At 61.7% G+C, this 26,810-nt stretch carries 17 protein-coding genes; 9 read left to right on the top strand and 8 right to left on the bottom strand.

Annotated elements, in window-relative coordinates; all coding sequences use genetic code 11:
* Nucleotides 1-19: 19 nt before the first annotated feature.
* The 6 genes from lexA (at nucleotide 20) to M1D68_RS09975 (ending at nucleotide 8,402) form a co-directional block, all read left to right on the top strand.
* Nucleotides 20-637, top strand: coding sequence for a transcriptional repressor LexA (gene lexA / locus M1D68_RS09950; RefSeq protein WP_457970176.1), 618 nt, complete (start codon nucleotides 20-22; stop codon nucleotides 635-637).
* A complete protein-coding gene (gene imuA / locus M1D68_RS09955; protein WP_457970177.1) occupies nucleotides 637-1,260 on the top strand; it encodes a translesion DNA synthesis-associated protein ImuA in 624 nt (207 codons plus the stop codon). Before lexA ends, imuA begins: the two co-directional genes overlap by 1 nt.
* Before the next feature lie 7 nt (nucleotides 1,261-1,267).
* Complete coding sequence (locus tag M1D68_RS09960) at nucleotides 1,268-2,689, top strand: Y-family DNA polymerase (RefSeq protein WP_457970178.1); 1,422 nt, start codon at nucleotides 1,268-1,270, stop codon at nucleotides 2,687-2,689.
* A complete protein-coding gene (locus M1D68_RS09965) occupies nucleotides 2,665-5,763 on the top strand; it encodes an error-prone DNA polymerase (protein ID WP_457970179.1) in 3,099 nt (1,032 codons plus the stop codon). Before M1D68_RS09960 ends, M1D68_RS09965 begins: the two co-directional genes overlap by 25 nt.
* A gap of 164 nt (nucleotides 5,764-5,927) precedes the next feature.
* Nucleotides 5,928-8,039 carry an ATP-binding protein gene (locus M1D68_RS09970; RefSeq protein ID WP_434650665.1) on the top strand — a complete coding sequence of 704 codons (2,112 nt, stop codon included), beginning with the start codon at nucleotides 5,928-5,930 and terminating at the stop codon, nucleotides 8,037-8,039.
* A gap of 96 nt (nucleotides 8,040-8,135) precedes the next feature.
* Nucleotides 8,136-8,402, top strand: a complete 267-nt coding sequence (locus M1D68_RS09975) for a hypothetical protein (protein WP_434563494.1) — start codon at nucleotides 8,136-8,138, stop codon at nucleotides 8,400-8,402.
* A 50-nt stretch (nucleotides 8,403-8,452) separates the two neighbouring features.
* Here M1D68_RS09975 and M1D68_RS09980 read toward each other — a convergent pair whose 3' ends face one another.
* Complete coding sequence (locus tag M1D68_RS09980; protein WP_420764505.1) at nucleotides 8,453-8,974, bottom strand: DUF4142 domain-containing protein; 522 nt, start codon at nucleotides 8,972-8,974, stop codon at nucleotides 8,453-8,455.
* 216 nt (nucleotides 8,975-9,190) lie between these two features.
* On the opposite strand from M1D68_RS09980, the gene M1D68_RS09985 reads away from it, so the two are divergent.
* Complete coding sequence (locus M1D68_RS09985) at nucleotides 9,191-9,424, top strand: YdcH family protein (RefSeq protein ID WP_420764504.1); 234 nt, start codon at nucleotides 9,191-9,193, stop codon at nucleotides 9,422-9,424.
* 80 nt (nucleotides 9,425-9,504) lie between these two features.
* On the opposite strand, the gene M1D68_RS09990 is transcribed toward M1D68_RS09985, so the two are convergent.
* From M1D68_RS09990 to M1D68_RS10000, 3 genes are all read right to left on the bottom strand, one after another.
* Complete coding sequence (locus tag M1D68_RS09990) at nucleotides 9,505-10,368, bottom strand: LysR family transcriptional regulator (protein ID WP_420764503.1); 864 nt, start codon at nucleotides 10,366-10,368, stop codon at nucleotides 9,505-9,507.
* A gap of 103 nt (nucleotides 10,369-10,471) precedes the next feature.
* Complete coding sequence (locus M1D68_RS09995; protein ID WP_457970180.1) at nucleotides 10,472-10,789, bottom strand: SCP2 sterol-binding domain-containing protein; 318 nt, start codon at nucleotides 10,787-10,789, stop codon at nucleotides 10,472-10,474.
* 52 nt (nucleotides 10,790-10,841) lie between these two features.
* Nucleotides 10,842-11,552, bottom strand: coding sequence for a histidine phosphatase family protein (locus M1D68_RS10000; protein WP_420764502.1), 711 nt, complete (start codon nucleotides 11,550-11,552; stop codon nucleotides 10,842-10,844).
* A gap of 227 nt (nucleotides 11,553-11,779) precedes the next feature.
* Between M1D68_RS10000 and sohB the strand changes: the two genes are divergently transcribed.
* Nucleotides 11,780-12,811 carry a protease SohB gene (gene sohB, locus M1D68_RS10005; RefSeq protein ID WP_420764501.1) on the top strand — a complete coding sequence of 344 codons (1,032 nt, stop codon included), beginning with the start codon at nucleotides 11,780-11,782 and terminating at the stop codon, nucleotides 12,809-12,811.
* A gap of 219 nt (nucleotides 12,812-13,030) precedes the next feature.
* Here the strand turns inward: sohB and M1D68_RS10010 are convergent, their stop codons facing one another.
* The 3 genes from M1D68_RS10010 to M1D68_RS10020 form a co-directional block, all read right to left on the bottom strand.
* Nucleotides 13,031-13,525 (bottom strand): DUF934 domain-containing protein, encoded by a 495-nt coding sequence (locus M1D68_RS10010; protein ID WP_420764500.1) that lies wholly within the window; start codon nucleotides 13,523-13,525, stop codon nucleotides 13,031-13,033.
* Nucleotides 13,509-15,167, bottom strand: a complete 1,659-nt coding sequence (locus M1D68_RS10015) for a nitrite/sulfite reductase (protein ID WP_420764499.1) — start codon at nucleotides 15,165-15,167, stop codon at nucleotides 13,509-13,511. Before M1D68_RS10015 ends, M1D68_RS10010 begins: the two co-directional genes overlap by 17 nt.
* A 543-nt stretch (nucleotides 15,168-15,710) precedes the next feature.
* Nucleotides 15,711-15,929 carry a DUF2970 domain-containing protein gene (locus M1D68_RS10020; protein ID WP_024781254.1) on the bottom strand — a complete coding sequence of 73 codons (219 nt, stop codon included), beginning with the start codon at nucleotides 15,927-15,929 and terminating at the stop codon, nucleotides 15,711-15,713.
* 156 nt (nucleotides 15,930-16,085) lie between these two features.
* Between M1D68_RS10020 and M1D68_RS10025 the strand changes: the two genes are divergently transcribed.
* Nucleotides 16,086-23,027 carry an NEL-type E3 ubiquitin ligase domain-containing protein gene (locus M1D68_RS10025; protein WP_457970181.1) on the top strand — a complete coding sequence of 2,314 codons (6,942 nt, stop codon included), beginning with the start codon at nucleotides 16,086-16,088 and terminating at the stop codon, nucleotides 23,025-23,027.
* 71 nt (nucleotides 23,028-23,098) lie between these two features.
* Here M1D68_RS10025 and metH read toward each other — a convergent pair whose 3' ends face one another.
* Nucleotides 23,099-26,809, bottom strand: coding sequence for a methionine synthase (gene metH, locus M1D68_RS10030; RefSeq protein WP_420764497.1), 3,711 nt, complete (start codon nucleotides 26,807-26,809; stop codon nucleotides 23,099-23,101).
* Nucleotide 26,810: the final 1 nt, after the last annotated feature.

The following is a 26,810-nucleotide window of genomic DNA, read 5'->3' on the forward strand; positions in this document are numbered from 1 at the left end:
AAATCCCATAAGAGTACAAATGTACTCCATGACGACTCTCACTCCCCGCCGTACCGCCATCCTGACCTTTATCCGCGAACGCATCGCCGAAAAGGGCCAGCCTCCCAGCCTCGCTGAAATCAGCGAGGCGTTTGGTTTCGCCTCTCGTAGCGTGGCGCGCAAGCATGTGCTGGCGCTCACCGAAGCCGGTTTCATCGAAGTCAATCCGCACCAGGCCCGGGGCATCCGGCTGTTGAATCAGCCGCCGCGTCCCGAACTGTTGGATGTGCCGGTGTTGGGACGGGTGGCCGCCGGCCTACCGATCGGTGCCGATGCCGAGGTCCACAGCCGTCTGTTGCTGGACCCGGCGATCTTCACCAAAGCGCCGGACTACCTGCTGCGGGTCCAGGGCGATTCGATGATCGAGGACGGTATCCTCGACGGCGATCTGGTGGGTGTGCAACGCACGCCCCAGGCTTCCAACGGGCAAATTGTCGTGGCGCGCCTGGACGGTGAAGTGACCATCAAGCGTTTTGAGCGAATCGGCGAGCGCGTACGCCTGTTGCCACGCAACCCAGCCTATCAGCCGATCATCGTCGAAGCCGACCAGGACCTGGCGATAGAAGGCGTGTTCTGTGGTCTGGTGAGACAAGGCTGATGGGCGCCGTCGTTGCGCTGGACACGCTGTTCAATGGCGGCCAGGTCTGGAAGGGCCGGCCTGCGCCGCCGGCCGCCAGTCCACAGCCCACCGGCCACGCCGTACTGGATGCGGCACTGCCCAGTGGTGGCTGGCCGGAAGCGGCGTTGACGGAAATTCTCGTCGGCGCGCCGGGCGTGGGCGAATTGCAACTGGTGTGGCCGACCCTGGCGCGGCTATCGGCGGCGGGGGAGCGGATCGTGTTGGTGGCGCCGCCGTTCGTGCCCTATCCCCAGGCCTGGCGAAACGCCGGGGTGGACTTGCGCCAGTTGTCGATCATCCAGGCCGATCCACGGGAGGCCTTATGGGCCACCGAGCAATGCCTGCGCTCGGGCAGTTGCGGCGCGGTGTTGTGCTGGCCGCGCCAGGCGGATGACCGGGCCTTGCGCCGTTTGCAGGTCGCGGCGGAAACCGGCCAGACGCTGGCGTTCGCCTGGCGCTCGATCCAGGAAGCCATCAACCCGTCCCCGGCGGCCCTGCGCATCGCCATCGATTCCCGGCCCGCACAATTGCGGGTGCTCAAGTCCCGGGGCGGGCTGGCGCGTTCGGCGCCGATTGCGTTCCCCCCACAGACAGGGCATTGAGGTTGCGATGCGCTGGGTCTGTATTCTCTTCCCGCAATTGGCGCTGGATGCCGCGCTGCGCCAGCGCCCCGACCCCAGCGAGCCCCTGGCGCTGCTGACCGGCCCGGCCCAGCGCCGGGTGCTGCAAGCGGTCAATGAACCGGCGCGCGCCCTGGGCCTGCGCCCCGGCCAGACCATGACCGCGGCCCAGGCCTTGAGCAAAGGGTTCGCCACCGCCGAGTACGACGCGGCGCAGATCGAAAACTGGCAACGATTCCTGGCGGCCTGGGCCTATCGTTTCAGCTCCCAGGTGAGCGTGCATTATACACGCACGGTGCTGTTCGAAATCGAGTCGAGCCTGGGGCTGTTCGGGCCATGGCCGGTGTTCGAGGCGCGGTTGCGGGCCGAATTGACTGAGCTGGGTTTTCGGCATCGCATCGTCGCCGCCCCCAATCCCGTGGCGGCGCGGATGCTGGCCAATGCTTACGACGCCCTGGTCGTGCCCGATAACGAGACCTTGCAAGCGTACCTGGGACAGATGCCAGTGGACCGAGTCGGCCTGGCGCCCGAAGCTGCCACGGCCTTGTCGCGCATGGGCCTGCGTCGGCTCAGCCAAGTCCAGGCCTTGCCCCGGCACACCCTGGCGCGGCGCTTCGAAGCCGACATGCTCAAGCACCTCGATGCGCTGGTGGGCAGCCGCACCCTGGCGCTGTCGTTCTACCTGCCCCCGGACCGTTTCGATGTGCGCATCGAACTCAACTACGACGTGCAGTCCCACCAGGCATTGCTGTTTCCTCTGCGACGTTTGACCGGTGACCTGTCGGCCTACCTGTGCGGCCGCGACAGCGGCGTGCAGCGTTTTGATTTGCACCTGGAACACGCCGGTTTGCCGGACACGGTGATCAAGGTCGGCCTGCTCAGCGCCGAGCGGGATGCTTCGATGCTGTTCGAGCTGGCCCGTGGCCGTCTCGAGCAGGTGCAGGTCGAGGCGCCGGTGCGCGGTTTTCGCTTGTGTGCCGAAGACCTGCCGAGCTTCGTGCCCCAGCGCCTGGAATTGTTCGACGAGCGTCCCCAGCAGTCCTTGCCGTGGGAACAACTGCGCGAACGGCTGCGGGCGCGCCTCGGTGACGAAGCCGTGCAAGGGTTGGGATTTGGCGACGACCACCGCCCCGAGTGCGCCTGGCAGATGAAACCCCAGCCGCAACAACAGATGTGTCCGCTGCGCGATGATGTCCAGCGTCCCGGCTGGCTGCTTGGCGAGCCCCAGGTCTTGCCTGAAGGCCAGGCGCGAATCCTCATGGGCCCGGAGCGCATCGAGTCCGGCTGGTGGGACGGCGCCGATGTGCGCCGTGATTACTACCTGATCGAAACCCGCGCCGGCCAACGCGGCTGGGCCTATCGACCGGTGGGCGAGGGCGGACCGTTGTGGCTGCAAGGTTGGTTCGCATGAGCGTCGAATATGCCGAGCTGCATTGCCTGTCGAACTTCAGCTTCCAGCGCGGCGCCTCCAGCGCCCTGGAATTGTGCCGTCGCGCCAAACAGCAGGGCTATCGGGCCCTGGCGGTGACGGATGAATGTACCTTGGCCGGCATCGTCCGGGCCTGGCAGGCAGCCAAGGAACTAAACTTGCAATTGATCGTCGGCAGCGAAATCCAGGTCGAGAACGGTCCGAAGCTGGTGCTGTTGGTGGAAAACCTCGAGGGCTACCAAACCTTGTGCCGGCTGATCACCCGCGCACGGCGGCGCAGCGAAAAGGGCCGTTATCGCATCGTCCGAGAAGACTTCGACGAGCCGCTGCCAGGGCTGCTCGCCCTGTGGGTCCCCGATGGCAAGACGCCCGAGGCGCAAGGGCGCTGGCTCCGACAGGTGTTCAACGAAAGACTCTGGCTGTCCGTGCAGTTGCATTGCGGTCAAGACGACCAGCGACGGCTCGCGGACTTGCTCGCATTGGCCGAACGCCTGGGTCTTCCTGCCGTCGCCACGGGCGACGTGCATATGCATGTGCGGGGTCGCCGCGCCTTGCAAGACACCATGACCGCCATTCGCCACCACGTCACCGTTGCCGAGGCCGGTCAGCGTCTGCACCCCAACGGCGAACGCCACTTGCGCAGCCTCCAGGCCCTGGCCGATCTCTACCCCCGCGCCTTGCTCGATGAAACCCTGGACATCGCCCGGCGCTGCACGTTCGACCTCGGTCAGTTGCGCTATGAATACCCCCGCGAGCTCGTGCCCGAGGGCCATGATCCGGCGTCCTGGCTGCGGGAACTGACTGCGCGCGGCATGCGCGAGCGCTGGAAGAACGGCGTCACAGAAAAGGTGCGCGTGCAGATCGACAAGGAATTGGAGTTGATTGCCGAACTGGGCTACGACAGCTACTTCCTCACCGTGCAGGACATCGTCAGTTTCGCCCGTAGCCGTCACATTCTCTGCCAGGGCCGGGGCTCGGCGGCCAACTCGGCGGTGTGCTACGCCCTGGGCATCACCGAAATCGACCCGGCACAGACGGACATGTTGTTCGAACGCTTTCTGTCCCGCGAGCGCAATGAGCCACCGGACATCGACGTCGATTTCGAACACGAACGTCGCGAGGAAGTCCTGCAGTACGTGTTCCAGCGCTACGGCCGGCATCGCGCGGCGTTGACGGCCGTGGTCAGCAGCTATCACGGCGCCGGGGCGGTACGCGACGTGGCCAAGGCCCTGGGCCTGCCGCCGGACCAGGTCAATGCACTGGCCGATTGCTGCGGGCGCTGGAGCGATGAGGCACCGCCGCTGGAGCGTTTGCGCGAGGGTGGTTTCGACCCGGAGAGCCCGGTGCTGCGTCGGGTGTTGAGCCTGACCCAGCAACTGATCGGCTTCCCCCGGCACCTGTCCCAACACCCCGGCGGCTTCGTGATTTCCCAGCAACCCTTGGACACCCTGGTGCCGGTCGAGAACGCCGCGATGGCCGAACGCACCATCATCCAGTGGGACAAGGACGACCTCGATGCGGTCGGGCTGCTCAAGGTGGACATCCTGGCCCTGGGCATGCTCAGCGCGATTCGTCGCTGTTTCGACTTGATCGCGCATTACCGGGGCGTGCGTCATACCCTGGCGTCTTTGACCAAGGATGATCGGGCCACGTTCGAGATGATCAGCCGCGCCGACACCATCGGCGTGTTCCAGATCGAATCCCGGGCGCAGATGGCGATGTTGCCCAGGCTCAAGCCCAAGGAATACTACGATCTGGTGATCGAGGTGGCGATCGTGCGACCGGGACCCATCCAGGGCGGGATGGTGCATCCCTACCTGCGGCGGCGCAATGGAGAAGAGAAGATCACTTATCCATCGTCGGAATTGAAAGAAGTGCTGGGCCGCACCTTGGGCATTCCGCTGTTCCAGGAACAGGTCATGCAGATCGCCATTGTCGCCGCTGGCTACAGCCCGGGCGAAGCGGACCAGTTACGTCGTTCCATGGCCGCCTGGAAGCGCCACGGCGGGCTCGAACCGCACAAGAAAAGATTGGCCGACGGGATGGCGGCCAAAGGGTACAAACCTGAATACGCCGCGCAGCTCTTTGAACAGATCAAGGGCTTCGGCAATTACGGCTTTCCTGAATCCCATGCCGCCAGTTTCGCCTTGCTGACCTACGCCAGCAGTTGGCTCAAATGCCACGAGCCGGCGGCGTTCGCCTGTGCCCTGATCAACAGCTGGCCCATGGGTTTCTACAGCCCGGACCAGATCCTCCAGGATGCTCGCCGGCATCAGTTGCAGATCCGTCCGGTGGACGTGCGGGCCAGCGACTGGGAATGCAGCCTGGAACCGATGGAAGGTCGCCAGCCGGCGATTCGCATGGGCTTGCGTCTGATCAAGGGGTTTAGAGAGGACGATGCCCGGCGTATCGAGGTGGCACGCGGGCAGCGGGCTTTCAGCGATGTGGCCGACCTGGGCGAACGGGCTCGACTCGACGCCCGGGCCCTGGAGCAACTGGCGGACGCCAACGCTTTGCGCGGCCTGGCCGGCGACCGCCATCGCGCCCGTTGGGAAATTGCCGGAGTGGAAAAACAACTGGGCTTGTTCGCGGGCCTGCCCAGCCCGGAAGAACCCACCGTGGCCTTGCCGACACCCACGGTGGGGGAAAACCTGTTCGCCGACTACGCCACCCTGGGCACGACGCTGGGGCCTCATCCGCTGGCCTTGCTGCGCTCCGAATTGCGCGCCCGACGCTGCCGCAGCTCCCGGGAATTGCAGGCTGTCGAGCATGGCCGCCACGTCAGCGTCGCGGGGCTGGTCACTGGTCGCCAACGTCCAGGCACGGCCAGCGGGGTGACCTTTGTCACTCTGGAAGATGAGTTCGGCAATCTCAACGTAGTGGTCTGGCGCGACTTGGCCGAACGCCAGCGCAAGGTCCTGGTAGGGTCGCAATTGCTCAGGGTGGACGGGCGCTGGGAAAGTGTCGGCGAGGTCCGTCATCTGATTGCCGGGCGCCTGAGCGATTTGAGCGGTTTGCTGGCGGGCATCAATGTGCGCAGCCGGGATTTTCGCTGAATGTTTGGTTGAAATCTGTGGCGAGGGGATAAATCCCCTCGCCACAGAGGGTTGGCGTCGTCAGTCTGCATGAAACCAATTGCCAACCTCGCGCTCGAAGCACTAGCACAAGGGACTTGTGGTATGCCGCTTCCCTGCTGGTAGCTTGAGGTGAGAGACGTTCCATGAAGTTCTTATCCCAAAGTAACGGGTGTCCCGGTTGGGACGGAGAAATGGCCCGGCGCATCCGGGCCTACGATTGGCGTCGCACGGAGCTGGGTGCGATCGAGCACTGGTCCGCCAGCCTGCGCAGCGCGGTCCAACTGATGCTCGCTTCCCCATTGCCGATGGTCATGCTGTGGGGCCGCCAGGGCTACATGATCTATAACGACGCCTATGCCGAATTCGCCGGCGGCCGCCATCCCTACCTGCTGGGGAGCGCGGTGGAGCTGGGATGGCCGGAGGTGGCCGAATTCAACCGCCACGTATTGGACGTGTGCCTGGGCGGCGGCACCTTGTCCTACCGCAACAAGGAGCTGGTGCTGCTGCGCGACGGCAAGCCCGAAGACGTCTGGTTGGATCTCTACTACAGCCCGGTCCCCGACGATGACCATTCGCCTGCCGGCGTGTTGGCGATTGTCGTGGAAACCACCGAGCTGGTGCTGAGCGAGCGGGCCCGGCAAGAGGCCGAGCGCAGCTACCGTGCGGTCAATGAGCGTATCCAATTGGCGCTTTCGGCCGGGCCGTTGCTGGGGTCGTTCGTCTGGGATATCGCCACCGACACGCTGTCTGGCGATGAACGTTTCGCCCGTACTTTCGGTTATCCGCCCGAGTGCCCGCTGGATGCACTGCCCATCCAGATCGCTCGCCAGCGCATCCATCCCGACGACATCGACGACGTCGAACAACGGGTCGACCTGACCGTGCGCACGGGCGCTCCCTACACCGCCGAATATCGCTTGCGCCGTGGCGAGGGCGATTACCTTTGGGTGCTGGCCAGCGGGCGATGCGAGTTCGATGCGTTGGGCAAGCCCCTGCGGTTTCCCGGCGTACTGATCGATATCAACGAGCGCAAGACCGCCGAAGCGTCGCTGCTCAAGTTCACCCGCGACCTGGAACAACGCGTCGCCAGTGAAGTGCAGGCGCGGTTGGCGGCCGAGGAGCAGTTGCGTCAATCGCAGAAACTCGAGGCCATCGGCGGGCTCACGGGAGGCGTGGCCCATGACTTCAACAACCTGCTCCAGGTGATCGCCGGCAACCTGCACTTGCTGGCTCGCCACGAGCCTGACAATCCCAACGTCCAGCGGCGGGTCGGTGCATCCATCGAAGCCGTGGAGCGGGGCGCCAAGCTGTCGTCGCAGTTGCTGGCTTTCGCCCGTCGCCAGCCGTTGTCACCGGCGGTCTACAACCCTCGGCGCATCTATGAGGGCCTGGGTGAATTGTTGCAGCGAGCCCTGGGCGAAACCATCCGCATCGAGGTGGCGTTGCCTCCTGAGCCTTGGTGTATCCACGTCGATTGCAATCAGCTGGAAAACGCCCTGTTGAACCTGGCGATCAATGCCCGCGACGCCATGGGGGGCGAAGGTGTCATCAGAATGCTCGGGGAAAATATCGCCCTGGACGAATCGTCCTGTGCCGGCAAAGGAGTTGCGGCAGGGGATTACGTGCGACTGTCGGTGATCGATCATGGCGCGGGCATGGCGCCCGAAGTCCTGAACCAGGTCTTCGAGCCGTTTTTCACCACCAAGACCGACGGCCAAGGCACGGGGCTTGGATTGAGCATGGTGTTCGGGTTCGTCAAGCAGAGCGGCGGGCACATCGAAATTGCCAGCCACCCGGGCGAAGGCACTCAGGTGCATATGTATTTTCCCCGCAGCCACAAGCCCGAGTCCCCGGAACAGGCACCTCCCCGCGAGCTTCGATCCGGCCTGGAGGAAACCATCCTGGTGGTCGAGGACAACGACGACGTACGCGGAGCCTCGGTGGAGTTGTTGGAGCAGCTCGGCTATCGGACCCTGACCGCCGCCAACGGCGACGAGGCCATGAAGTTGTTGCTCGATGGCGTCTCGGTGGACCTGATCTTCACCGATGTGGTCATGCCCGGCCTGATCAAGAGCTCCGACCTGGCGGCCTGGGCGAAGGTACAGACCCCGCCGGTGCCGGTCCTGTTCACGTCGGGACACACCCGGGACATCATCTCTCGCAATCACCAACTGAGCCCCGATACCCACCTGCTGAGCAAACCCTACAACCCGGATGCATTGGCGCGGATGGTCAGTTCGGCACTGGACGAGTGAGCCCGACGCGGTAAAAGAATGGAACCCAAGCCGCCGTTTTGCCTTCGAATAAGCAGGGCCGATCACTATTCGGCCTGGTCATGAACGAGGTGTCTAATGAGCGACTCTGCAAATACTCAGCAACAAGGCCAGACGCAAACCCCGTCCTCGCGTAACGATCCGGCAATCGATCCTCAAGTGACGGATAACCAGCCTGCCAATCCGGCTGAAACACACGAGGCTCACAGTGCTGCCCGTGAGGTCGATCAGAAGAAAAATCATCAGGACAACGACAACACTTACAGCCCCGGTTTCAAGCCGGAACCGGATCGGCCTGGACCCGGTGACAAGACTGATGCTGATATCGACACAGCCGACAGCTGATCAATAAAAAAGCCCGACTCGAGAGTCGGGCTTTTTTATTGACGATGGCGTTATTTACTAGGGTGGGCCGCTTGAAGCTTCTTCGCCATTTCCAGGTGATGCTGCAGGTCCGGCAGCATTTTCTGGGCAAATGCCTTCAGTTCGGTACTGCCAGGCTTCTTATCGTCAGTGACGGTCTCAGCCTCTTTCTTGAACAGGGCGACGGTCTCTTCGTGAGCCATCACTTGGTTATTTGCATAGGCCGGATCGAAGGACTCATCGCGCACGTCAAGAATCTTGGCCTTGGCCTTTTTCATCAACGTGGTGTCGTCTGGTACTTCGATGTCATGTTTTTTCGCCAGCGCCTTCAGCTCTTCGTTGGCTTTGGTGTGGTCGGCAATCATTTTGTTGGCGAACTCCTTGATGTCCGCCGATTGGCTTTTCTGCAGCGCCAGTTTGCCGGTTTCGATCTCCGCAATGCCGCCGGCCGCCGCGTTGTCGACAAAGTCGCTGGAAGTCGCGGCCCATGCCATGCCCATGCTGCTACTCAGGGCAACAGCCAGGCCGAGTTGACGCAGGGTAAATCTGTCCATAGGTCAGTCTCCACACAGGTTGTACAGGTGATTCTCTGGGTACTGATCAATGGAGGGAAAAGCTCGGGGGAAGGTTTTATCGGAACGCGTCGTGGCACGACGAACGGTCACCGCTGGTCGGATTGGCGGTCGACAGAACCCGATCGGCAAGGCCATGCTGCTGACAGGCAGTGCCCAGAAAAGCACTTGTCACCGAACTCACGAAGGAGGTGCTCCATGCCGGTGTCCCATGATCTCTGCCAGGATCTGAAGTGCACAGAAGACGACATTCAGAAAAAACGCGAAAAGGACAAGGATCTCGACGCGCTGATCACTCGATATTCGAAAATCGATACAAAAGTCGTGAAGGCTGAAAAACCCACCGCCGTAGTGACCGACGACGACCTGGATAAGCTCAAGAAAGAACGGTTGCGGATCAAGGACGACATCGCCGCGCTGATGCAAAAGTAGCGATGACGGTTATCCCCTGAGCGCTTTTTGTGGCGAGGGAGCTTGCTCCCGCTGGGCCGCGAAGCGGCCCACCCAATCCATTATCCCAGCGGATCCCAGCGCTGAGACCAGTCGCTGCCAGTCTTGACGATGTCCCGCAGCACGTCGAACGCCTGCTGCAACGCGGCCGAATCCCGGTCCCTTGAATACACCAGGTAGGTCGGGTAATTGAATTCCGGCGCCTTGGGCACTCGCTCCAGAATGCCGCTGTCCAGGTAGCTCTGCACGACCCGAGTGCGGAAATAACCGCTGCCGCCGTTTTCCAGGATGTACTGCAACGCCAGGGGCCCAAGATTGAAGGTCACCGCGGCCTTGGCCTTGTCCGGCAGCGCCGTGTCGTGCTGGCGACGGAAATCGGCACTCCAGTCGATGTACACGTAAGGTTCGGGACGAGCGGCCAGGCGCACCAGGATCAGTTTTTCTTCCAGCAACTGCTCAACCTGGAGCCGCGGCCAGTACTCGGGCTGATACACCACCGCCGCGTCCAGCAGGCCCAGCTCCAGTTGCTGCAGCAGGTTTTCGCCGTCGCGGATGTCCATGCGCAGGGCATGGCCGGGAATTTTCTGGCGCAGCTCGCCGGCCCAGGCGAGCATCAAGGGGTTACACAGGCTGACTTCGCCGCCCAGGTGCAAGACGTTGCGATAGCCCTCTGGCAGCGGCAGGTCACGGCGGGCGGCCTCCCACGTTTGCACAAGCTGGTTGGCATAGACCACGAAGGCTTCGCCATCACTGGTCAGTCGCGCGCCGGCCCGATTGCGCACGAACAACCCGCAGCCAAGTTGGCTTTCAAGCTTCTGGACCCGGGCGGTGATCGCCGTCTGGGTGACGTGCAGTTTCTCTGCCGCGGCGGCGAGGCTGCCGTGGCGGACGATTTCCAGGAAAGTGCGAGCGAGGTCGATGTCCATGTTCAGGCCGAGGCGGGGTGAACGAGCATTGTAAGGTTTGCGGCGAGAAACAAAAAATCCCGCCACAAGGGCGGGATTTGGATACAGCCAGGGCGACCTGATCTCAGGACGGGAACAGCTCGGACAGTTTCATCGACAGCATCATGTCGCCTTCAACGCGCAGCTTGCCGCCCATGAATGCTTGCATGCCGTCGGTTTCGCCGCTGACGATGTCCTTGAGGGTCTGACTGTCCAGGACCAGCGTGCAGTTGGCGTCTGGATTCTCGCCTTCCTGGATGTCGCAGGTGCCGTCCTTCACGATCAGGGCGTACTGCTTGTCTTCGTCGGTGATGTTGAAACCGAATACCATGTCCAGGCCGGCAGCGGCGGCTGGGTTGAACTTGGCTTGCATGGCTTTTACGGCGTCGGCTACGGAGGTCATGGTTTCGATCCTTATTCGGGGTAATACAGCAGGGGTCTACAGCAAACCGGACTCAGCGGAAGGTGATGAGGTCCGGGATCTTCAGCAGTTGCAGGTGCGCATGACTGTTGAAGGAAGCCAGGGCCACCTCGCGGCCCCTGAATTTCAGTTGGTTGAGCGAGGTGTTGACGATCTGCCAGTTCAACTCGAAGGCCTGCCTGGCGGGCATCTGGGTAATCAGGTGGAGCAGGGCGGTGATGGTCCCGCCGGAGGTGAACACGGCGATCTTGTGCGTCTTGTCGGCGTTGTCGAGGATGCGGTGCAGGCCAGCCTGGACCCGTTCGACGAAACCCAGCCAGCTCTCCAGTCCCGGCGGGTCGTAGCGGCCGCTGAGCCAGCGCTCGACGATCAAGGCGAAGATGCGCTGGAACTCGGCGCGGTTCTGCGCGGCGTTGCGCAAAATGTCGAGGGCCTCGGGCTCCTGGGGGAGCATGTCCGGGAGCAGGGCGCGGATGACCGCGTCGGCATCGAATTCGTTGAAGGCGGCGTCGATTTCCAGTTCCGGAACCGGCAGGCCGGCTGCGCTCATCTGGCCCAGCGCGCCAGTGGCGGTGTCCTGTTGGCGACGCAGGTCGCCCGAGAGGCAGCGATCGAACACGACACCGAGCTGCGCCAGGTGGCTGCCCAGCACTTGCGCCTGGCGTATGCCGTTGGGCGAGAGGACATCGTAGTCGTCCGCACCAAAGGAGGCCTGGCCATGTCGAATCAGATAAATGCTGCCCACGTCCGCGTCATCCCGGTACGTTGAAGGTTTGGCGAGGTTATGAGGATGGCGATGGCGTGTCAATGAAAAAACATACGCTTGTTTGAAATGGCCGTTACAGCGTTATCCAGACTCGTCCGAGCTAACGTAACCACAGATTTCATGGCTGGTAGCAGGACAAACGCATGGGTATGCTGGCAGCGTTACGCGCCTGCGTTCAAATGGCGCATTGCATTTAAGGAGTCGCTGTGGAGTTTTTCGTCGAATACGCCGGTTTCCTGGCCAAGACGGTCACACTGGTCATCGCCATCCTGGTGGTCATGGCCAGTTTCGCTGCGCTGCGCAGCAAGGGGCGGCGCAAGTCGGTGGGGCAGCTGCAGGTCAGCAAGCTCAACGATTTCTACAAAGGGTTGCGCGAGCGCCTGGAGCAGACGCTGCTGGACAAGGAGCAGCTCAAGGCCCTGCGCAAGAGCGAAGGCAAGGCTGAAAAGGCCGAAAAAAAGCAGAAGGACAAACCGGCTGCCAAGCCTCGGGTCTTCGTGCTGGATTTCGACGGTGACATCAAGGCCTCCGCCACCGAAAGCCTGCGCCATGAAATCACCGCCCTCCTGACCCTGGCGACGCCCAAGGACGAGGTCGTGCTGCGCCTGGAAAGCGGCGGCGGCATGGTCCACAGCTACGGCCTGGCCTCGTCGCAGCTGGCGCGGATCCGCCAGGCGGGCGTACCGTTGACGGTGTGCATCGACAAGGTGGCGGCCAGCGGCGGTTACATGATGGCGTGCATCGGCGAGAAGATCATCAGCGCCCCGTTTGCGATTCTCGGTTCCATCGGCGTCGTGGCGCAGTTGCCCAACGTCAATCGCCTGCTGAAGAAACACGATATCGATTTCGAGGTGCTGACCGCCGGCGAATACAAGCGAACGTTGACGGTGTTTGGCGAGAACACGGAAAAGGGCCGGGAAAAATTCCAGGAAGACCTGGACATTACCCATGCGCTGTTCAAGAACTTTGTCGCCACGTACCGCCCGCAACTGGCGATCGATGACGTTGCCACAGGTGAAGTGTGGTTGGGTGTCGCGGCGCTGGAAAAGCGCTTGGTGGACGAGCTGAAAACCAGCGACGAGTACCTGGCCGAACGGGCCAAGGGTGCCGAGCTGTACCATCTGCACTATGCCGAACGCAAAAGCCTGCAGGAACGCATCGGCATGGCGGCAAGCGGTTCGGTGGATCGTGTGCTGCTCAGTTGGTGGAGCCGCCTGACCCAGCAGCGGTTTTGGTAATTCGAGGCGGGTGGCCACCACTAAACCCTGTGGGAGCGAGCTTGCTCGCGATGGCGGCGGTACATTCAACATCACCTGCCAGGCAAACCGCTATCGCGAGCAAGCTCGCTCCCACATGGGGCCAAGGCGGGCTGAAGATTAGGTTCTGCTCTCAATATCCATCAACAAAAAAAGCCCTGAACCGGTCATCCGGTCCAGGGCTTTTTTGTGTATCAGGTATCAGCGACGACGAAACAGCGGCAGCGGTTCGTCACTGGCCGCCTGATAAGTCACCGAGAAGTCCTTGAGGCTTTCGAGGGCTTCGTACGGGTCTTTATCGGCGCGAAGGGCAAAGGCGTCGAAACCGCAGCGGCGCATGTAGAACAACTGGTCGCGCAGCACGTCGCCAATGGCCCGCAGTTCACCCTTGAAGCCGTAGCGTTCACGCAACAGACGGGCATTGGAGTAGCTGCGCCCGTCGGTGAAGGCCGGGAAGTTCAGGGCGATGACCTGGAGCTGATTGGCGTCATCTCCGATTTCCTCGGCTTCCTCGTCGGCGTCCAGCCACACACCCAGGCCGCCATCGCGGGCCTTGAGGGCGTGGGCGTGATCGCGCCACAGGGCCAGGGGCACGATCAGGTCGTCGCAATTGGAAATGCCATCGAGGGTCGCGTCCTTGGGCAGCAGGTGCCAGGTCTCGTCGATGACTTCGTTGTTCTTAATGATTCGCTGCATAGACGCGTTCCTTGAAGAGGTCGATGCCGATACGTTGATAAGTGTCGATGAAACGCTCGTCTTCGGTACGTTGTTCGATGTACACGTCGATCAGTTTCTCGATCACATCCGGCATGTCGTCCTGGGCAAACGATGGCCCGAGGATCTTGCCCAGGCTGGCGTCGCGGCTGCCGCTGCCACCGAGGGAGACCTGGTAGAACTCTTCGCCTTTCTTGTCCACGCCCAGGATGCCGATGTGGCCAACGTGGTGGTGACCACAGGCGTTCATGCAACCGGAAATGTTCAGGTCCAGCTCACCGATATCGAACAGGTAGTCCAGGTCGTCGAAGCGGCGCTGGATCGATTCGGCGATCGGGATCGATTTGGCGTTTGCCAGGGAGCAGAAATCACCGCCCGGGCAGCAGATCATGTCGGTCAGCAGGCCGATGTTCGGGGTGGCGAAACCTTGTTCGCGCAGCTCGCCCCACAGGGTGAACAACTGGCTCTGTTCAACATCGGCCAGGATGATGTTCTGCTCGTGGGAGGTGCGCAGTTGGCCGAAACTGTAGCGATCGGCCAGGTCGGCGACGGCGTCCAGTTGCTTGTCGGTGATATCGCCTGGCGCCACGCCGGTCGGTTTCAGCGACAGGGTCACCGCGACATAGCCGGGCTTCTTGTGAGCCAGCGTGTTACGGGTACGCCAGCGGGCGAAACCTGGATGCTCCTTGTCGAGGGCGGCGAGTTCCGCATCCTGGTTGCCCAGGGCCTTGTAGTCCGGGTCGACGAAGTGCTTGGCCACACGGTGGACTTCGGCTTCGGTCAGGGTGGTCTGGCCGCCGCGCAGGTGGACCATTTCGGCCTCGACCTTTTCGGCGAACACTTCAGGCGTCAGGGCCTTGACCAGGATCTTGATCCGCGCCTTGTACTTGTTGTCGCGACGGCCGTAGCGGTTGTATACCCGCAGGATGGCGTCGAGGTAGCTCAGCAGGTCCTGCCATGGCAGGAACTCGTTGATGAACGCACCGACCACTGGCGTACGGCCCAGGCCACCACCCACCAGTACCCGGAAGCCCAGCTCGCCGGCGGCGTTGTAGACCGTTTCCAGGCCGATGTCATGGACTTCGATGGCCGCGCGGTCCGAGCTCGAGCCGTTGATGGCGATCTTGAACTTGCGCGGCAGGTAGGCGAATTCCGGGTGGAACGTGGTCCATTGACGGACGATTTCGCACCATGGACGTGGGTCGATCAGCTCATCGGCCGCGACGCCGGCAAACTGGTCGGTGGTGACGTTGCGCAGGCAGTTACCGCTCGTCTGGATCGCGTGCATCTGCACGGTGGCCAGTTCGGCGAGGATCTCAGGCACGTCTTCCAGCGCCGGCCAGTTGTACTGGACGTTCTGCCGGGTACTGATGTGGGCGTAGCCCTTGTCGTAGTCGCGGGCAATCTGCGCCAGCTTGCGCACCTGGCGCGAGGTCAGTTGGCCATAAGGCACGGCCACGCGCAGCATCGGGGCGAAGCGCTGGATATACAGGCCATTCTGCAAGCGCAGAGGGCGGAATTCTTCTTCGCTCAGCTCGCCTGCCAGATAGCGTCGGGTCTGATCACGGAACTGCTTGACGCGGTCCTCGATGATCCGCTGATCGTACTCGTCATATACGTACATATAAGTCTCGGTCTCAGGCTTGGGCCGATCAGAAACAGCTGCGTCTTGGCTCGCTGGAATCGGGTTCTGCCTCGGCAATTCTGCGCGCACGGCCGCGCACTCCTAGAGGAGCCGGTGCAAGATACCTGTTTTGAGTTATGCGCAAAAGTGATGTTTGAGTATATGTAAAGAACGAAATCGACTAATGAGATAAGTTATCGGCTAATCCACATTTGTCGTGCGGGCAATCATCGTCTTAACTGTGGTCGAGTCCCTATGCAATCACCTACAAAACCGACAAGAGGCGATGCAATGAGCAATTCGACCAAAGCAAGGAAAAGCGACAGTACCGTTGATGCCTGGGCCATTCTGTTCCTGATTATCCTGGTGGTGGGCACGGCGGTGTTCTGGGTCAGTCATCAATAATTTTCAACTCAACGCGCAACGCAATGTGGGAGCGAGCCTGCTCGCGATAGCGGTGTGTCAGTCGCTTCATGCTTGACTGAACAATCGCTATCGCGAGCAGGCTCGCTCCCACAGGGTCCTGTATGGTGTTGAAGGGAGCTACAACCCCGCCAGATGCACCACCAGCTTGACGATGCCAAACAACGTCAAGGCGAAGATCACCGTGAAAGCGATCCCCAGTATCACGAAGTGGCTTGGTTTACCGTGGGTGAAATCCCGGGCGCGATTCTTGCCGCTCTGCACACCAAAAGCCGCGGCGAGCACGCTGTGCATCATCTGCAACAGGGTGGGCGGCTTGTTGTCGACTGGATCGTCCATAAATCCCTCGCTGAAAATCGGTTCCCACCCAGCATAGTCAAACTGTGCGCTCTTGGATTGCCATTCAATCCGCCGTTTTCCGTCGGCCTATAACTATGTACCGCAGATGCGGTTGGCCGAGCTGGTCTGCTGTCGCCTCATTCAAAGGAGCGACGCATGCCAGTGAATTCCACGCACCACCCCCAAAAAACCATCCAGCCAAAACCACGGGCTACGGAGAGCCTGCACGCGGATTTGCTGGAAACCGCCATGCCTGCATGGCTGATCGAGGCTTCGCCACAACGCCGGCAGGCCCTCAAGAAAGCCGCAACGCAAACGCCGGCCTGGTACGCAAACGCTTCGCCAGAGCAGCGCAAGGCTTTGCATGCCTGTTTCAAGGCAAGCGTTGCAGCACAGATCCAACTGGATAAAACCATGTCCTCGTACCAGGACATCGACACGTTTGCCAGGCCGCTGCTGGTGCAGGCATTAAAGGATCAGTTCGAGATAGAGGTGGATGTCGACAAAACCTGGTTATGCATCAGGCGAGCGATGCACATGGGCGTCTCCAAGGTAGAACTTTCCACGTTCGATCTGCTGGTGTTGCCCCTGCTTCAGCTTGCGCTGCACAACTTCGAAAGCTGGGAGTGTGACACCGGCGCCTATCACGAAAGCTCAGGGTTCTTCGTGGAAACAGCAACACCCGGTACTCACGCGCCCGTGGCGTTGAAACTGTCGGTCGGCCAGTTCCTAAGCCTGTGCCGTACCCTGGATATTGGCGCCAAATATCAGGTCTACCTCAAGTCCTTTTTCTATCCGGCTGACGGAGAGACCGAAGACACGCTTCGCCAGCATTTCATTGCCAGTCAGAAAACCGCGATGCGGGCCGCAGCCGAGCAAGCGCTGTTGACCAGGGACATCGAGCCCGGGGATCACGCGATGATCCTCTCGGTCATCGAGGGTGAAAACAACCCGTGGTTGGGCAAAAAACCGGTCTGGTTCGAGGACATGACGCTGATGAGGCAGAGGCTGGTGGGCTGTGTCGCGTTCTCGATCTGCGAAATGCATCGCTATAGCGACGAAGTCATTCTCTATGTTCCCAACGACCCCCACCATCCGTTAAAGCGTTACCGCGGCGACGAGTTGAAGACACGTTTCAAGCAGTTGCTCACCACGCCCGAAACCGGGCATCCGCCAGGCACCGGTCCCACGCCTTATCAGCGCTTTTTCAGTCAGTTCGTACCGTACGAAAAGCGACCCTATTTCTTCAGCCAGTTCGTCAGAGAGGCGGCCGACTCTCCGATCGATTCATTACGGACCCTCGACCAAGCCGTCCACGAGTCGCCGTGGGCGATCCTCCTGGGCTCCGGCAAGGTTTTCCTGAGCCTGACGCGCATCGACGAATTCCCCCCCAGGCGTTCAGGAACGGAGCGCGAACCTGATCCCTACCTGGCGCCTTCCACGGTGGGCCAGAAAGGTCGCGCGTTGTGGGCCGATAACCTGGACCCCTGGGAATACTTGTTCAACCAGCATCGCGAAAAGGTTCTGGCCGATGCCCGCAGTCACGCGGTTCCCACAAACGATGTAGACGCCAAGGCCAGGGAAGCAAAGCTGGCCCATCTGCTGGAGCTGGGACTGTTTGCCGTGAACATCGTGTCCATGTTCGTTCCGGTGCTGGGCGAGGTGATGATGGTCGTCATGGCCGAACAGCTGTTGTACGAAACCCTTGAAGGCGCCGTGGAATGGGGCGAGGGCGATAAACGTGCCGCGAAGGCCCACTTGATCGATGTCGCGCAAAACCTGGCGATGCTTGGTGTGATGGCCGGCGCGGGCGCGGGAATGCGCAAGCTGGCCGCTATCAAGGCTGAACCGGTGATCGAGCGCCTTGAACCGGTGACGTTGCCCAATGGCGAAACGCGCCTGTGGAAGCCGGATTTGGGCAGCTACGAAAGCGACGTGACGCTGGACGATTCGCACGTTCCGAACACGTTGGGCCAATACGAAATCGATGCGAAAACCTACATTCGTAACGGCGACAAGGTCTATGAGCAATTTTTCGATGCGTCGATTCGCAAATGGCGGATCAAGCATCCAACGGACGATGCAGCGTATCAACCTATCCTCATGCATAACGGCACCGGCGCCTGGCGCCATTCGCTGGAGCGACCGATGACGTGGGACCGCCTGACGCTGCTCAGGCGCATGGGCCATCAAACCGCTGCGTTTACCGATGAGGAGCTGCTCAGGCTCGCGGACGTCAGCGGCGTCAGCGACAACAGGCTACGCAAGATGCACATGGACCTGACGCCGCCGCCTCCTGAACTGAAGGACGCAATGCGCCTGTACAAGGCGGATGCCGAGGCCGGCCGGATGGGGCTGTTACAAGAGGCTGCAACATCGGGGCCGTCCACCGGGGCGCTGGGGGATTATGCCCAAATGAGTCGACCGCAGATTTTCGAGCACCGCTACAAGGGCCCGGACCCCGTGGACGGTCGAGTCAGGATTCTGCAGCGTGAGTGTCCCGGCCTTAGCGAGGCCGCCGCTCAGGAGGTGATCGCCCATGGCAGCAGTGCTGATCTTGCCCGTATCGATGCAACGCGACGTACGCCGTTGAGCATGCTTGAAGAGGCGCGCTGGTATGCACGGCAGGGGCGTCAGGTTCGGGCGTATGCGGGGTTGCGCAGCGAGAATATCGCTTCGGCCGACAGCCAGCGTCTGGCATTGCGGGCCCTGGAAAAACTACCGGGATGGCCGGGTGTGCTGCGCCTGGAAGTGCGCGAGGGAGGCGTCGGCGGGGCATTGCTCGACAGCATCGGCGCCGAGACTGCGCCGCAGAAAAAATACCTGATCAAAAACGGACCCCGTTATCAGGCTTTCGATGAGCAGCAGGGGCGGGTTCCTGATCCTGACGGCAACTTCTACCGCTCGATTGTTCGTGCGTTGCCAGAGGAGCTGCTTTGCTCCATGGGGCTGTCGGGTGCCGATCAAGGCACCCTGCTGCAACGCAAGCTGATCGAATACGCTGATCGGAATCCCAAGGAAATGACATCGCAGCTTGAACCCCACGCCAGACGCTTCAAGCCGCCGGTGCGAGTGAGCGCGACACTCAAGGGCTATTACGCGAGCGGGCGCGGCGCGGGGCTCAATCCCTCCATTGAAGCGCGGGTACAGGCGCTTTATCCGGACGCGCAGCAAGCGGCGGCGTTTTTGAGGCAGCAACGGGGCAACACGGACCAGCAGATATATTCGGCACTGCAAACGCGCCAGCGGGAATGGCAGGCGCTCAGTGACACCCTCGATCAATGGCACGGCGCTGCGGCGCACAGCACGGACGGTTTCCACAGAAATCAATTTGCGCAGGCGCTCAGGGATGCCTGGCGTGACCTTCCGGTGGCGCAAGAATCGGGCGAGGCCATGCCGCTGTCGCTTTTCTCTGAGGCGCCGCTGCCCGAGATTACCGCTGATTTTCCACACGTGCGGGATCTGACAATCGTTGGCAACGGCCTTACAGATGCCAATGCGGATGGGTTCCTGGCACGTTTCCCTGGGGTCACGAGATTGTCGATCGGCAGCCGAGGGCGCGAATTTCTCGGTTCTATCTTTGAGCCCGCGCAGCACTTGACTACCTTGCCGCAAGCAGTGGGCCAAATGCGAGGGCTCACCTATCTGCGGTTCTCCTCCGCCGCCCAATCGCTGGCCGCGGATTTCCCGACAAGGCTCAGCGCGCTGACTTCTCTGGAGGAGCTGCACATCCACTACTCGGGTTTCGATTCTGCCAGCCTGCATGAGCTTGACCTGACACCGTTGCACCTGTTGCGGACATTGAGCATCGACGCGCCTCAGGCTTTGTCACGATGGCCCGCGTACGTTCAGGATCTTCCATTCCTCCGGCGCCTGAACCTGGGGCGCACATCGATACACACAGTGCCGGAGGCGATGTTCCAAGGGCACGAAATGCTGTGGTCAGGGTTGTCGCTCAACTGGTCAGACCTGACCCCCGAAGCGTTCGGGCGTGCCTATGGATATGTCAGCCGATACACAGGTGAATGGGGGCATCTGGTGGATCTGGACCAAATGGTGGACGGATACTGTCGCGGGCAGTTGCGGCGACTGGTTGGGGAGGCCGAGTTCTTGGGGCGTCTGCCCGAACCGCTCGACAGTGCTTTCCATAATCACCAGGAGCGCTTTGATGCGATGGAAGCGATCAGGGCGCAGCACGACGCAATCTTCGCCCAATTTTACGAGCCCGAGGAACCGGGTCAGTTGCCATACGCCACGCTTTCGCGACGCTGGTGGGACGGCGCAGCACCTGTATTTCGAGCCTTGCGAGACAGCTGGCGTGGCGCTGTTCGCCAGCGTCTTGGCTTGCCGACGGCTGAGGTCTCCACTTTTGAGGTGTCCCCGTCGGGATCGAGCCTTGCCAACGGCGTCATGGAAAGTCTCCCAGTATTGCCGGCCGGCAGTTTTGCCCATGTACGCACCTTGCGCCTGGGATCGTTGAATGTCCCTGCCGCCCAGGCACGCGGCTTTTTCCAGGCATTCAGCGGCACACGGGCACTGGACATCAGCGGCAACGGCTTCACTGCATTGCCCTTCATTGCCGAAGACCTGCCGGCCTTGACGCAACTCGATATGCGCGACAACGGCCTGATCGTCACGCCCGATGTCCAGGCACAGTTCAATGGTCTGCAAACATTGGAGCAACTGAACCTGGAGAACAACCCGCTCGACAACCTCGATGTCAGCGCCATGGGCCAGCTCAGGACATTGAACCTCAGGGCGACCCGGTTACAGGCTTGGCCAACCGGTGCCGAGAGCCTGCCGCACCTGACATGGCTCGACTTGCGGGACAGCCTGCTGCGCTCGCTCCCTCCATCAGCTCTTGCCAACGACGAGGTGCTGCTCAGCGTCAACCTGACCGGGAACCCCTTGAGCCCCGAGGGCGAGGCCGCCCTGGTGGCGGCACAGCAGCGGGTCGAGAACGCGAGAGGGCTTCCCCATGGGGCATTGGCTCGATTTGCCGGCGAAACCGTACCGTCTCAATTCCCGCCGCCGGAAACGGGCTGGTCCACAGCCCAACGCCTGTTATCGCTTCCCGAGCAATCGGCAGTGCCCGAGGGAGACGCCGGACGTCAGCTTCGCCTGCAGCGTCTTGATCCGCTACTGACCCAGGAACAGGCCGCCTCCAGACTTGAGCGATGGCGTAACGAGGGCATGACCGGCCTGCAGATGGACGCCCGGATCACCCAATGGCATCAGGCGACGATCTCGCTGATTCGTCGCCTCAATGGCTGGCTCTTTGTGAGGGAAGTCAACACAGCCAGGGGTATCATGCCTGCGCGAAGCCGTGCGCTCGCGGCAGCGCGCATCCGTGGTGTGTGGCAGGAGGGGCTGATGCGCGTCGAGGGGCGAGGGCTGGGGCTCAGTTTGCGGGACCTGCAAGTGGGCGACTTGCCTGAGCTGGTGGAGCAGTTCCCTGGCGTAAGGACGCTGGATCTTTCCGGGGTCTTGTTGACCGAGCAAGGTTCGAACGCCTTTCTCGGCGCCTTCCCCCGTTTGAACCGCTTGGACCTGGGCAGCAATGATTTGCGCGCGGTACCTGATGCGGTCCTGCAGATGGATCGGTTGGAGCACTTGGGGTTGGGTTATAACAACCTGCCGTCCGCGTCGGCTTATCCGCTGTTGACCAATGGCCGCCTGCGTTCGCTTAACCTTTCCACCAACGGGCTGACCACATTCGATCCTCCGGATTTCGGCCAGATCGAATCGCTGGAACTCAGCTACAACGAGATACAAGTCTGGCCTGGCCGTCTATTGGATGCGCAGGCTTTGCATATATTGAACGTGAGCGGTAACGAGTTCTCGGATCTACCGGCGGGGTTGCTCGATGGCAGTCACGACACGCTGGTGGGCGGGATGGACCTGAGCGAAAACGAATACCTGTCGCTCCCCGCGTTCTATGCAATCAGGGATTATTTTGAGCGGGCCGGCGACGACGAGGTCCTGGGGTTTTCCGAAGACGAAATCGATAGCTGGATTGCGGCGTTGGAGGCGCCGCAGGATGACATGGCGAATTTTGATGACGACCCCGATGGCGGCGCAGGCGCAGTAGCGGGTGCCCATCACGATCCCCACGCCGGTGTGGCCCCGGTCGAACCTCTCCTTGACCCGTCGCACGATACGTCGACCGATGCGCTGGAACCCTGGCTGGCCGATTCAAGCGATGAACAGGCGATGGCCCGTCGAACGATCTGGGCGCAGTTGGCCCAAGAGAACGATCACGAGCGGTTTTTCCAGTTGCTTGATCGGCTGCGCACTACCATCGATTTCAGGCGCGGCCGAACAGGACTGACGCAGCGGGTATGGAACGTCCTGGAAGCCGCCAGTGAAAATAGGGAGTTGCGTCAGTTGCTCTTTCAGAACGCCGAAACCCACGGTACCTGCATCGACGGGCGAATCTTGACGTTCAGCGAGCTGGAAGTCCGCGTGTTTGTCCATCAAGCCTTGCGCAACCTTTCACCGGACCGTCTGACGCCCAGGGGCCAGGCCCTGTTGCGCTTGTCGCGGCAGTTGTTTCGGCTGGACCGGCTCGATACGTTGGCCGAAGCGAACGGGCAAGGCATGGATCGGGCAGAGGTGCGCCTGCGCTATCGCATTGGCCTGACGAGAGGATGGGGGGATGGAATCGATTTGCCGGGGCAGCCTGCACATATGGCTTATGGCGTCGCGATCACTGATGCTCAGCTGGAGCAGGCGCGCGCCTCGATCCTTGAGGCAGAACGGACCGATGAGCTGCTCATAGACATGGTGTCGCGGGAATACTGGACGACATACCTTCAGGCGCGGTATCCGGAACAGATGAGCGATATCGACGAGGCTGTTGCCAATGGGCGCGATGAGCTTTTCAACGAGCTGGAAGATCGCAGAAACAATGGCGACGTCGACGGGCAGCAGTACGATCAGGAAGTCATCGCCCTGGGCAGAAAATTCGATGCCATGCGAAAGCAGAAACTGGTCGAGCTGACGCGAACAACCGTGAACGACTTGCAGGGCACCGCCGCTGAAACGCAGCTATCCGACCGCCAGTCACCTCAACCCGGACCCTCTCGCCGCGACTGATTCGCGGCATTTGGCAATAAAAATGCCGACCGGACGAGGCTTGCGCCGTCGAACGGTCGGCATTCTTTCGCTTAGTTGTCGTAACCCAAGTTAGGCGCCAGCCAGCGTTCAGTCACGCTCAAGTCCTGCCCCTTGCGTGCGGTGTAGCTCTGGACCTGATCCTTGTCGATCTTGCCCACGGCGAAGTACTGCGCCTGAGGGTGGGCGAAGTACCAGCCGCTGACCGCCGCCGCCGGGAACATGGCGTAGTGTTCGGTGAGGAACACGCCGCTGCGTCCGGCTTTCAGTTCGCTGGCTTCTGGGTCGAGCAGGCGGAACAGAGTGGCCTTCTCGGTGTGATCAGGGCAGGCTGGGTAGCCGGGGGCAGGGCGGATGCCGGTGTATTGCTCCTTGATCAGCGCCTCGTTGTCCAGGCTTTCGTCCTTGGCGTAGCCCCAATGCTCCTTGCGCACCTGCTGGTGCAGCCATTCGGCGCAGGCTTCGGCCAAACGGTCGGCCAGGGCCTTGACCATGATTGAATTGTAGTCGTCGCCGGCTTCCTGATACGCCTTGGCGACTTCTTCGGCGCCGATGCCGGCGGTGGTGATGAAACCGCCGACGTAATCGGTGACGCCGCTGTCCTTCGGCGCGACGAAGTCGGCCAGGGAAAAGTTTGGCTTGCCGTCGGTCTTGATGATCTGCTGGCGCAGGTGATGCAGGCGCGCCAGTGGCTTGCCGTCGTCGCCATAGACTTCCAGGTCATCGTCATGCACCTGGTTGGCCGGCCAGAAGCCGAACACGGCGCGGGCGCTGATGAGTTTTTCGTCGATCAGCTTGCGCAGCATCGCCCGGGCATCGGCGTACAACGCCGTGGCCGCTTCGCCGACCACTTCGTCGGTGAGGATGCGTGGGTATTTGCCGGCCAGGTCCCAGGAAATGAAGAACGGCGTCCAGTCGATGTATTCGGCCAGGACGTTCAAGTCGATGTCGTCCAGCACCCGTGCGCCAGTGAAGGTGGGCTTGACCGGCTGGTAACTGCTCCAGTCGAACTGCGGCTTCTTCGCCACGGCCGCCGGGTAGCTCAGGCGCTCAGTACGGGCGCTGCGATTGGAGGTACGCTCGCGCACGTCAATGTAGTCCTGGCGGGTTTTCTCGACGAACGCCGGCTTCAGCTCCTTGGACAGTAACTGGGTCGCCACGCCCACGGCGCGGGAGGCGTCGGTGACGTAGATCACCGCATCGTTGCTGTACTTGGGCTCGATCTTCACCGCCGTGTGGGCCTTGGAGGTGGTGGCGCCGCCAATCATCAGCGGCAGGTGGAAGTCCTGGCGCTGCATCTCGCGAGCCACGTGCACCATTTCGTCCAGGGACGGGGTGATCAGGCCGGACAGGCCGATGATGTCGCACTTCTCGTCCTTGGCGACCTGGAGGATTTTCTCCGCCGGCACCATCACGCCGAGGTCGACGATGTCATAGCCGTTGCACCCGAGCACGACGCCGACGATGTTCTTGCCGATGTCATGCACGTCGCCCTTGACCGTCGCCATGAGGATCTTGCCCTTGGCTTCCGGCTTGTCGCCTTTTTCCGCCTCGATGAACGGGATCAGGTGCGCCACCGCCTGCTTCATCACGCGGGCGGATTTGACCACCTGGGGCAGGAACATCTTGCCGGCGCCAAACAGGTCGCCAACGATGTTCATGCCGGCCATCAGCGGGCCTTCGATCACTTCGATCGGCCGGGCGAACGACAGCCGCGACTCCTCGGTGTCTTCAACGATATGGGTGGTGATGCCTTTGACCAGCGCGTGCTCCAGGCGCTTGTTCACTTCCCAGCCGCGCCATTCCTCGGTTTCCGCTTCCTTGACGCTGCCGTCGCCCTTGTACTTGTCGGCGATGGCGAGCAGGGCATCCGTGCCCTCGGGGGTGCGGTTGAGGATCACGTCTTCCACGGCGTCGCGCAGCTCCACCGGGATCTGGTCGTAGATCTCCAATTGGCCGGCGTTGACGATGCCCATGGTCAGGCCCGCACGGATCGCATGCAACAGGAACACCGAGTGGATCGCCTCGCGCACCGGGTTGTTGCCGCGGAACGAGAACGACACGTTGGACACGCCGCCGGAGGTCAGCGCGTAAGGCAGTTCGTCGCGGATGTAGGCACAGGCGTTGATGAAGTCCACGGCATAGTTGTTGTGCTCTTCGATGCCGGTGGCGACGGCGAAGATGTTCGGGTCGAAGATGATGTCTTCTGGGGGAAAGCCGACTTCATTGACCAGGATGTCGTAGGAGCGCTTGCAGATTTCCTTCTTGCGCGCCTCGGTGTCGGCCTGGCCGGCTTCGTCGAAGGCCATCACCACCACGGCGGCGCCGTAGCGCTTGCACAGCTTGGCGTGGTGGATGAACTGCTCGACGCCTTCCTTCATGCTGATGGAGTTGACGATGCCCTTGCCCTGGATGCACTTGAGGCCGGCCTCGATCACTTCCCACTTGGAGGAGTCGATCATGATCGGCACCCGGGAAATGTCCGGTTCGCCAGCGATCAGATTGAGGAAGGTCACCATGGCCTTCTTCGAATCGAGCATGCCCTCGTCCATGTTGATGTCGATCACCTGGGCGCCGGCCTCGACTTGTTGCAAGGCTACTTCCAACGCTTCGGTGTAGTTGTCCTCGCGGATCAGCCGGGCGAACTTGGCGGAACCGGTGATGTTGGTCCGCTCGCCGACGTTGACGAACAAGGAGCTGCGATCGATGGTGAACGGTTCCAGCCCCGACAGGCGGCACGCCCGGGGAATCTCCGGAATCTGCCGCGGCGCATAACCGGCCACGGCCTTGGCGATCGCTTCGATGTGCGCCGGAGTAGTGCCGCAGCAGCCGCCGACGATGTTAAGGAAGCCACTCTGGGCAAACTCTTCGATGACTTTGGCGGTGTCCACCGGCAGTTCATCGTATTCGCCGAATTCGTTGGGCAGGCCGGCGTTCGGGTGGGCCGATACGTGGGTGCTGGCCTTGTTCGACAGCTCTTCCAGGTAGGGACGCAATTCGCTGGCGCCGAGGGCGCAGTTCAGACCGACCGAGATCGGCTTGGCGTGGGCCACGGAGTTCCAGAAGGCTTCGGTGGTCTGGCCGGAGAGGGTGCGGCCGGAGGCGTCGGTGATGGTGCCGGAGATCATGATCGGCAGTTCGACGCCCAGTTCTTCGTAGACGCCTTGCACGGCAAAGATCGCGGCCTTGGCGTTCAGCGTGTCAAAAATGGTTTCGATCAGGATCAGGTCGGCGCCGCCTTCGATCAGGCCCTTGGTGGCTTCGGTGTAGTTCTCCACCAGTTCGTCGAAGGTCACGTTGCGGTAGCCAGGGTTGTTCACGTCCGGCGACAGCGAGCAGGTACGGCTGGTCGGGCCGAGCACGCCGGCGACGAAGCGCGGCTTGTCCGGGGTTTCCAGGGTCTTGGCGTCGGCAACCTGGCGGGCCAGCCGCGCGCCTTCCAGGTTCAATTCATAGGCCAGGCCCTGCATGCCATAGTCCGCCTGGGACACCTGGGTGGCGTTGAAGGTGTTGGTTTCGAGGATGTCGGCGCCGGCATCCAGGTAGGCTTTTTCAATCGAGCCGATCACGTCGGGGCGGGTCAGTACGAGCAAGTCGTTGTTGCCCTTGACGTCGCTTGGCCAGTCGGCGAAACGCTTGCCCCGGTAGTCCTGTTCTTCCAGTTTGTAGCTCTGGATCATCGTGCCCATGCCGCCATCGAGGATCAGGATGCGTTCCTTGAGGGCTTGCTGGAGAAGATGGAGGCGAGCGCTGCGATCGGACATA

Source organism: Pseudomonas sp. R4-84 (genome assembly GCF_054130985.1).

Coding starts and splice junctions, on each gene's coding strand:
- lexA (WP_457970176.1), top strand. CDS start 20: ATGTACTCCATGACGACTCTCACTCCCCGCCGTACCGCCATCCTGACC.
- imuA (WP_457970177.1), top strand. CDS start 637: ATGGGCGCCGTCGTTGCGCTGGACACGCTGTTCAATGGCGGCCAGGTC.
- M1D68_RS09960 (WP_457970178.1), top strand. CDS start 1,268: ATGCGCTGGGTCTGTATTCTCTTCCCGCAATTGGCGCTGGATGCCGCG.
- M1D68_RS09970 (WP_434650665.1), top strand. CDS start 5,928: ATGAAGTTCTTATCCCAAAGTAACGGGTGTCCCGGTTGGGACGGAGAA.
- M1D68_RS09975 (WP_434563494.1), top strand. CDS start 8,136: ATGAGCGACTCTGCAAATACTCAGCAACAAGGCCAGACGCAAACCCCG.
- M1D68_RS09980 (WP_420764505.1), bottom strand. CDS start 8,974: ATGGACAGATTTACCCTGCGTCAACTCGGCCTGGCTGTTGCCCTGAGT.
- M1D68_RS09985 (WP_420764504.1), top strand. CDS start 9,191: ATGCCGGTGTCCCATGATCTCTGCCAGGATCTGAAGTGCACAGAAGAC.
- M1D68_RS09990 (WP_420764503.1), bottom strand. CDS start 10,368: ATGGACATCGACCTCGCTCGCACTTTCCTGGAAATCGTCCGCCACGGC.
- M1D68_RS09995 (WP_457970180.1), bottom strand. CDS start 10,789: ATGACCTCCGTAGCCGACGCCGTAAAAGCCATGCAAGCCAAGTTCAAC.
- M1D68_RS10010 (WP_420764500.1), bottom strand. CDS start 13,525: ATGCAGCGAATCATTAAGAACAACGAAGTCATCGACGAGACCTGGCAC.
- M1D68_RS10015 (WP_420764499.1), bottom strand. CDS start 15,167: ATGTACGTATATGACGAGTACGATCAGCGGATCATCGAGGACCGCGTC.
- M1D68_RS10020 (WP_024781254.1), bottom strand. CDS start 15,929: ATGGACGATCCAGTCGACAACAAGCCGCCCACCCTGTTGCAGATGATG.
- M1D68_RS10025 (WP_457970181.1), top strand. CDS start 16,086: ATGCCAGTGAATTCCACGCACCACCCCCAAAAAACCATCCAGCCAAAA.
- metH (WP_420764497.1), bottom strand. CDS start 26,809: ATGTCCGATCGCAGCGCTCGCCTCCATCTTCTCCAGCAAGCCCTCAAG.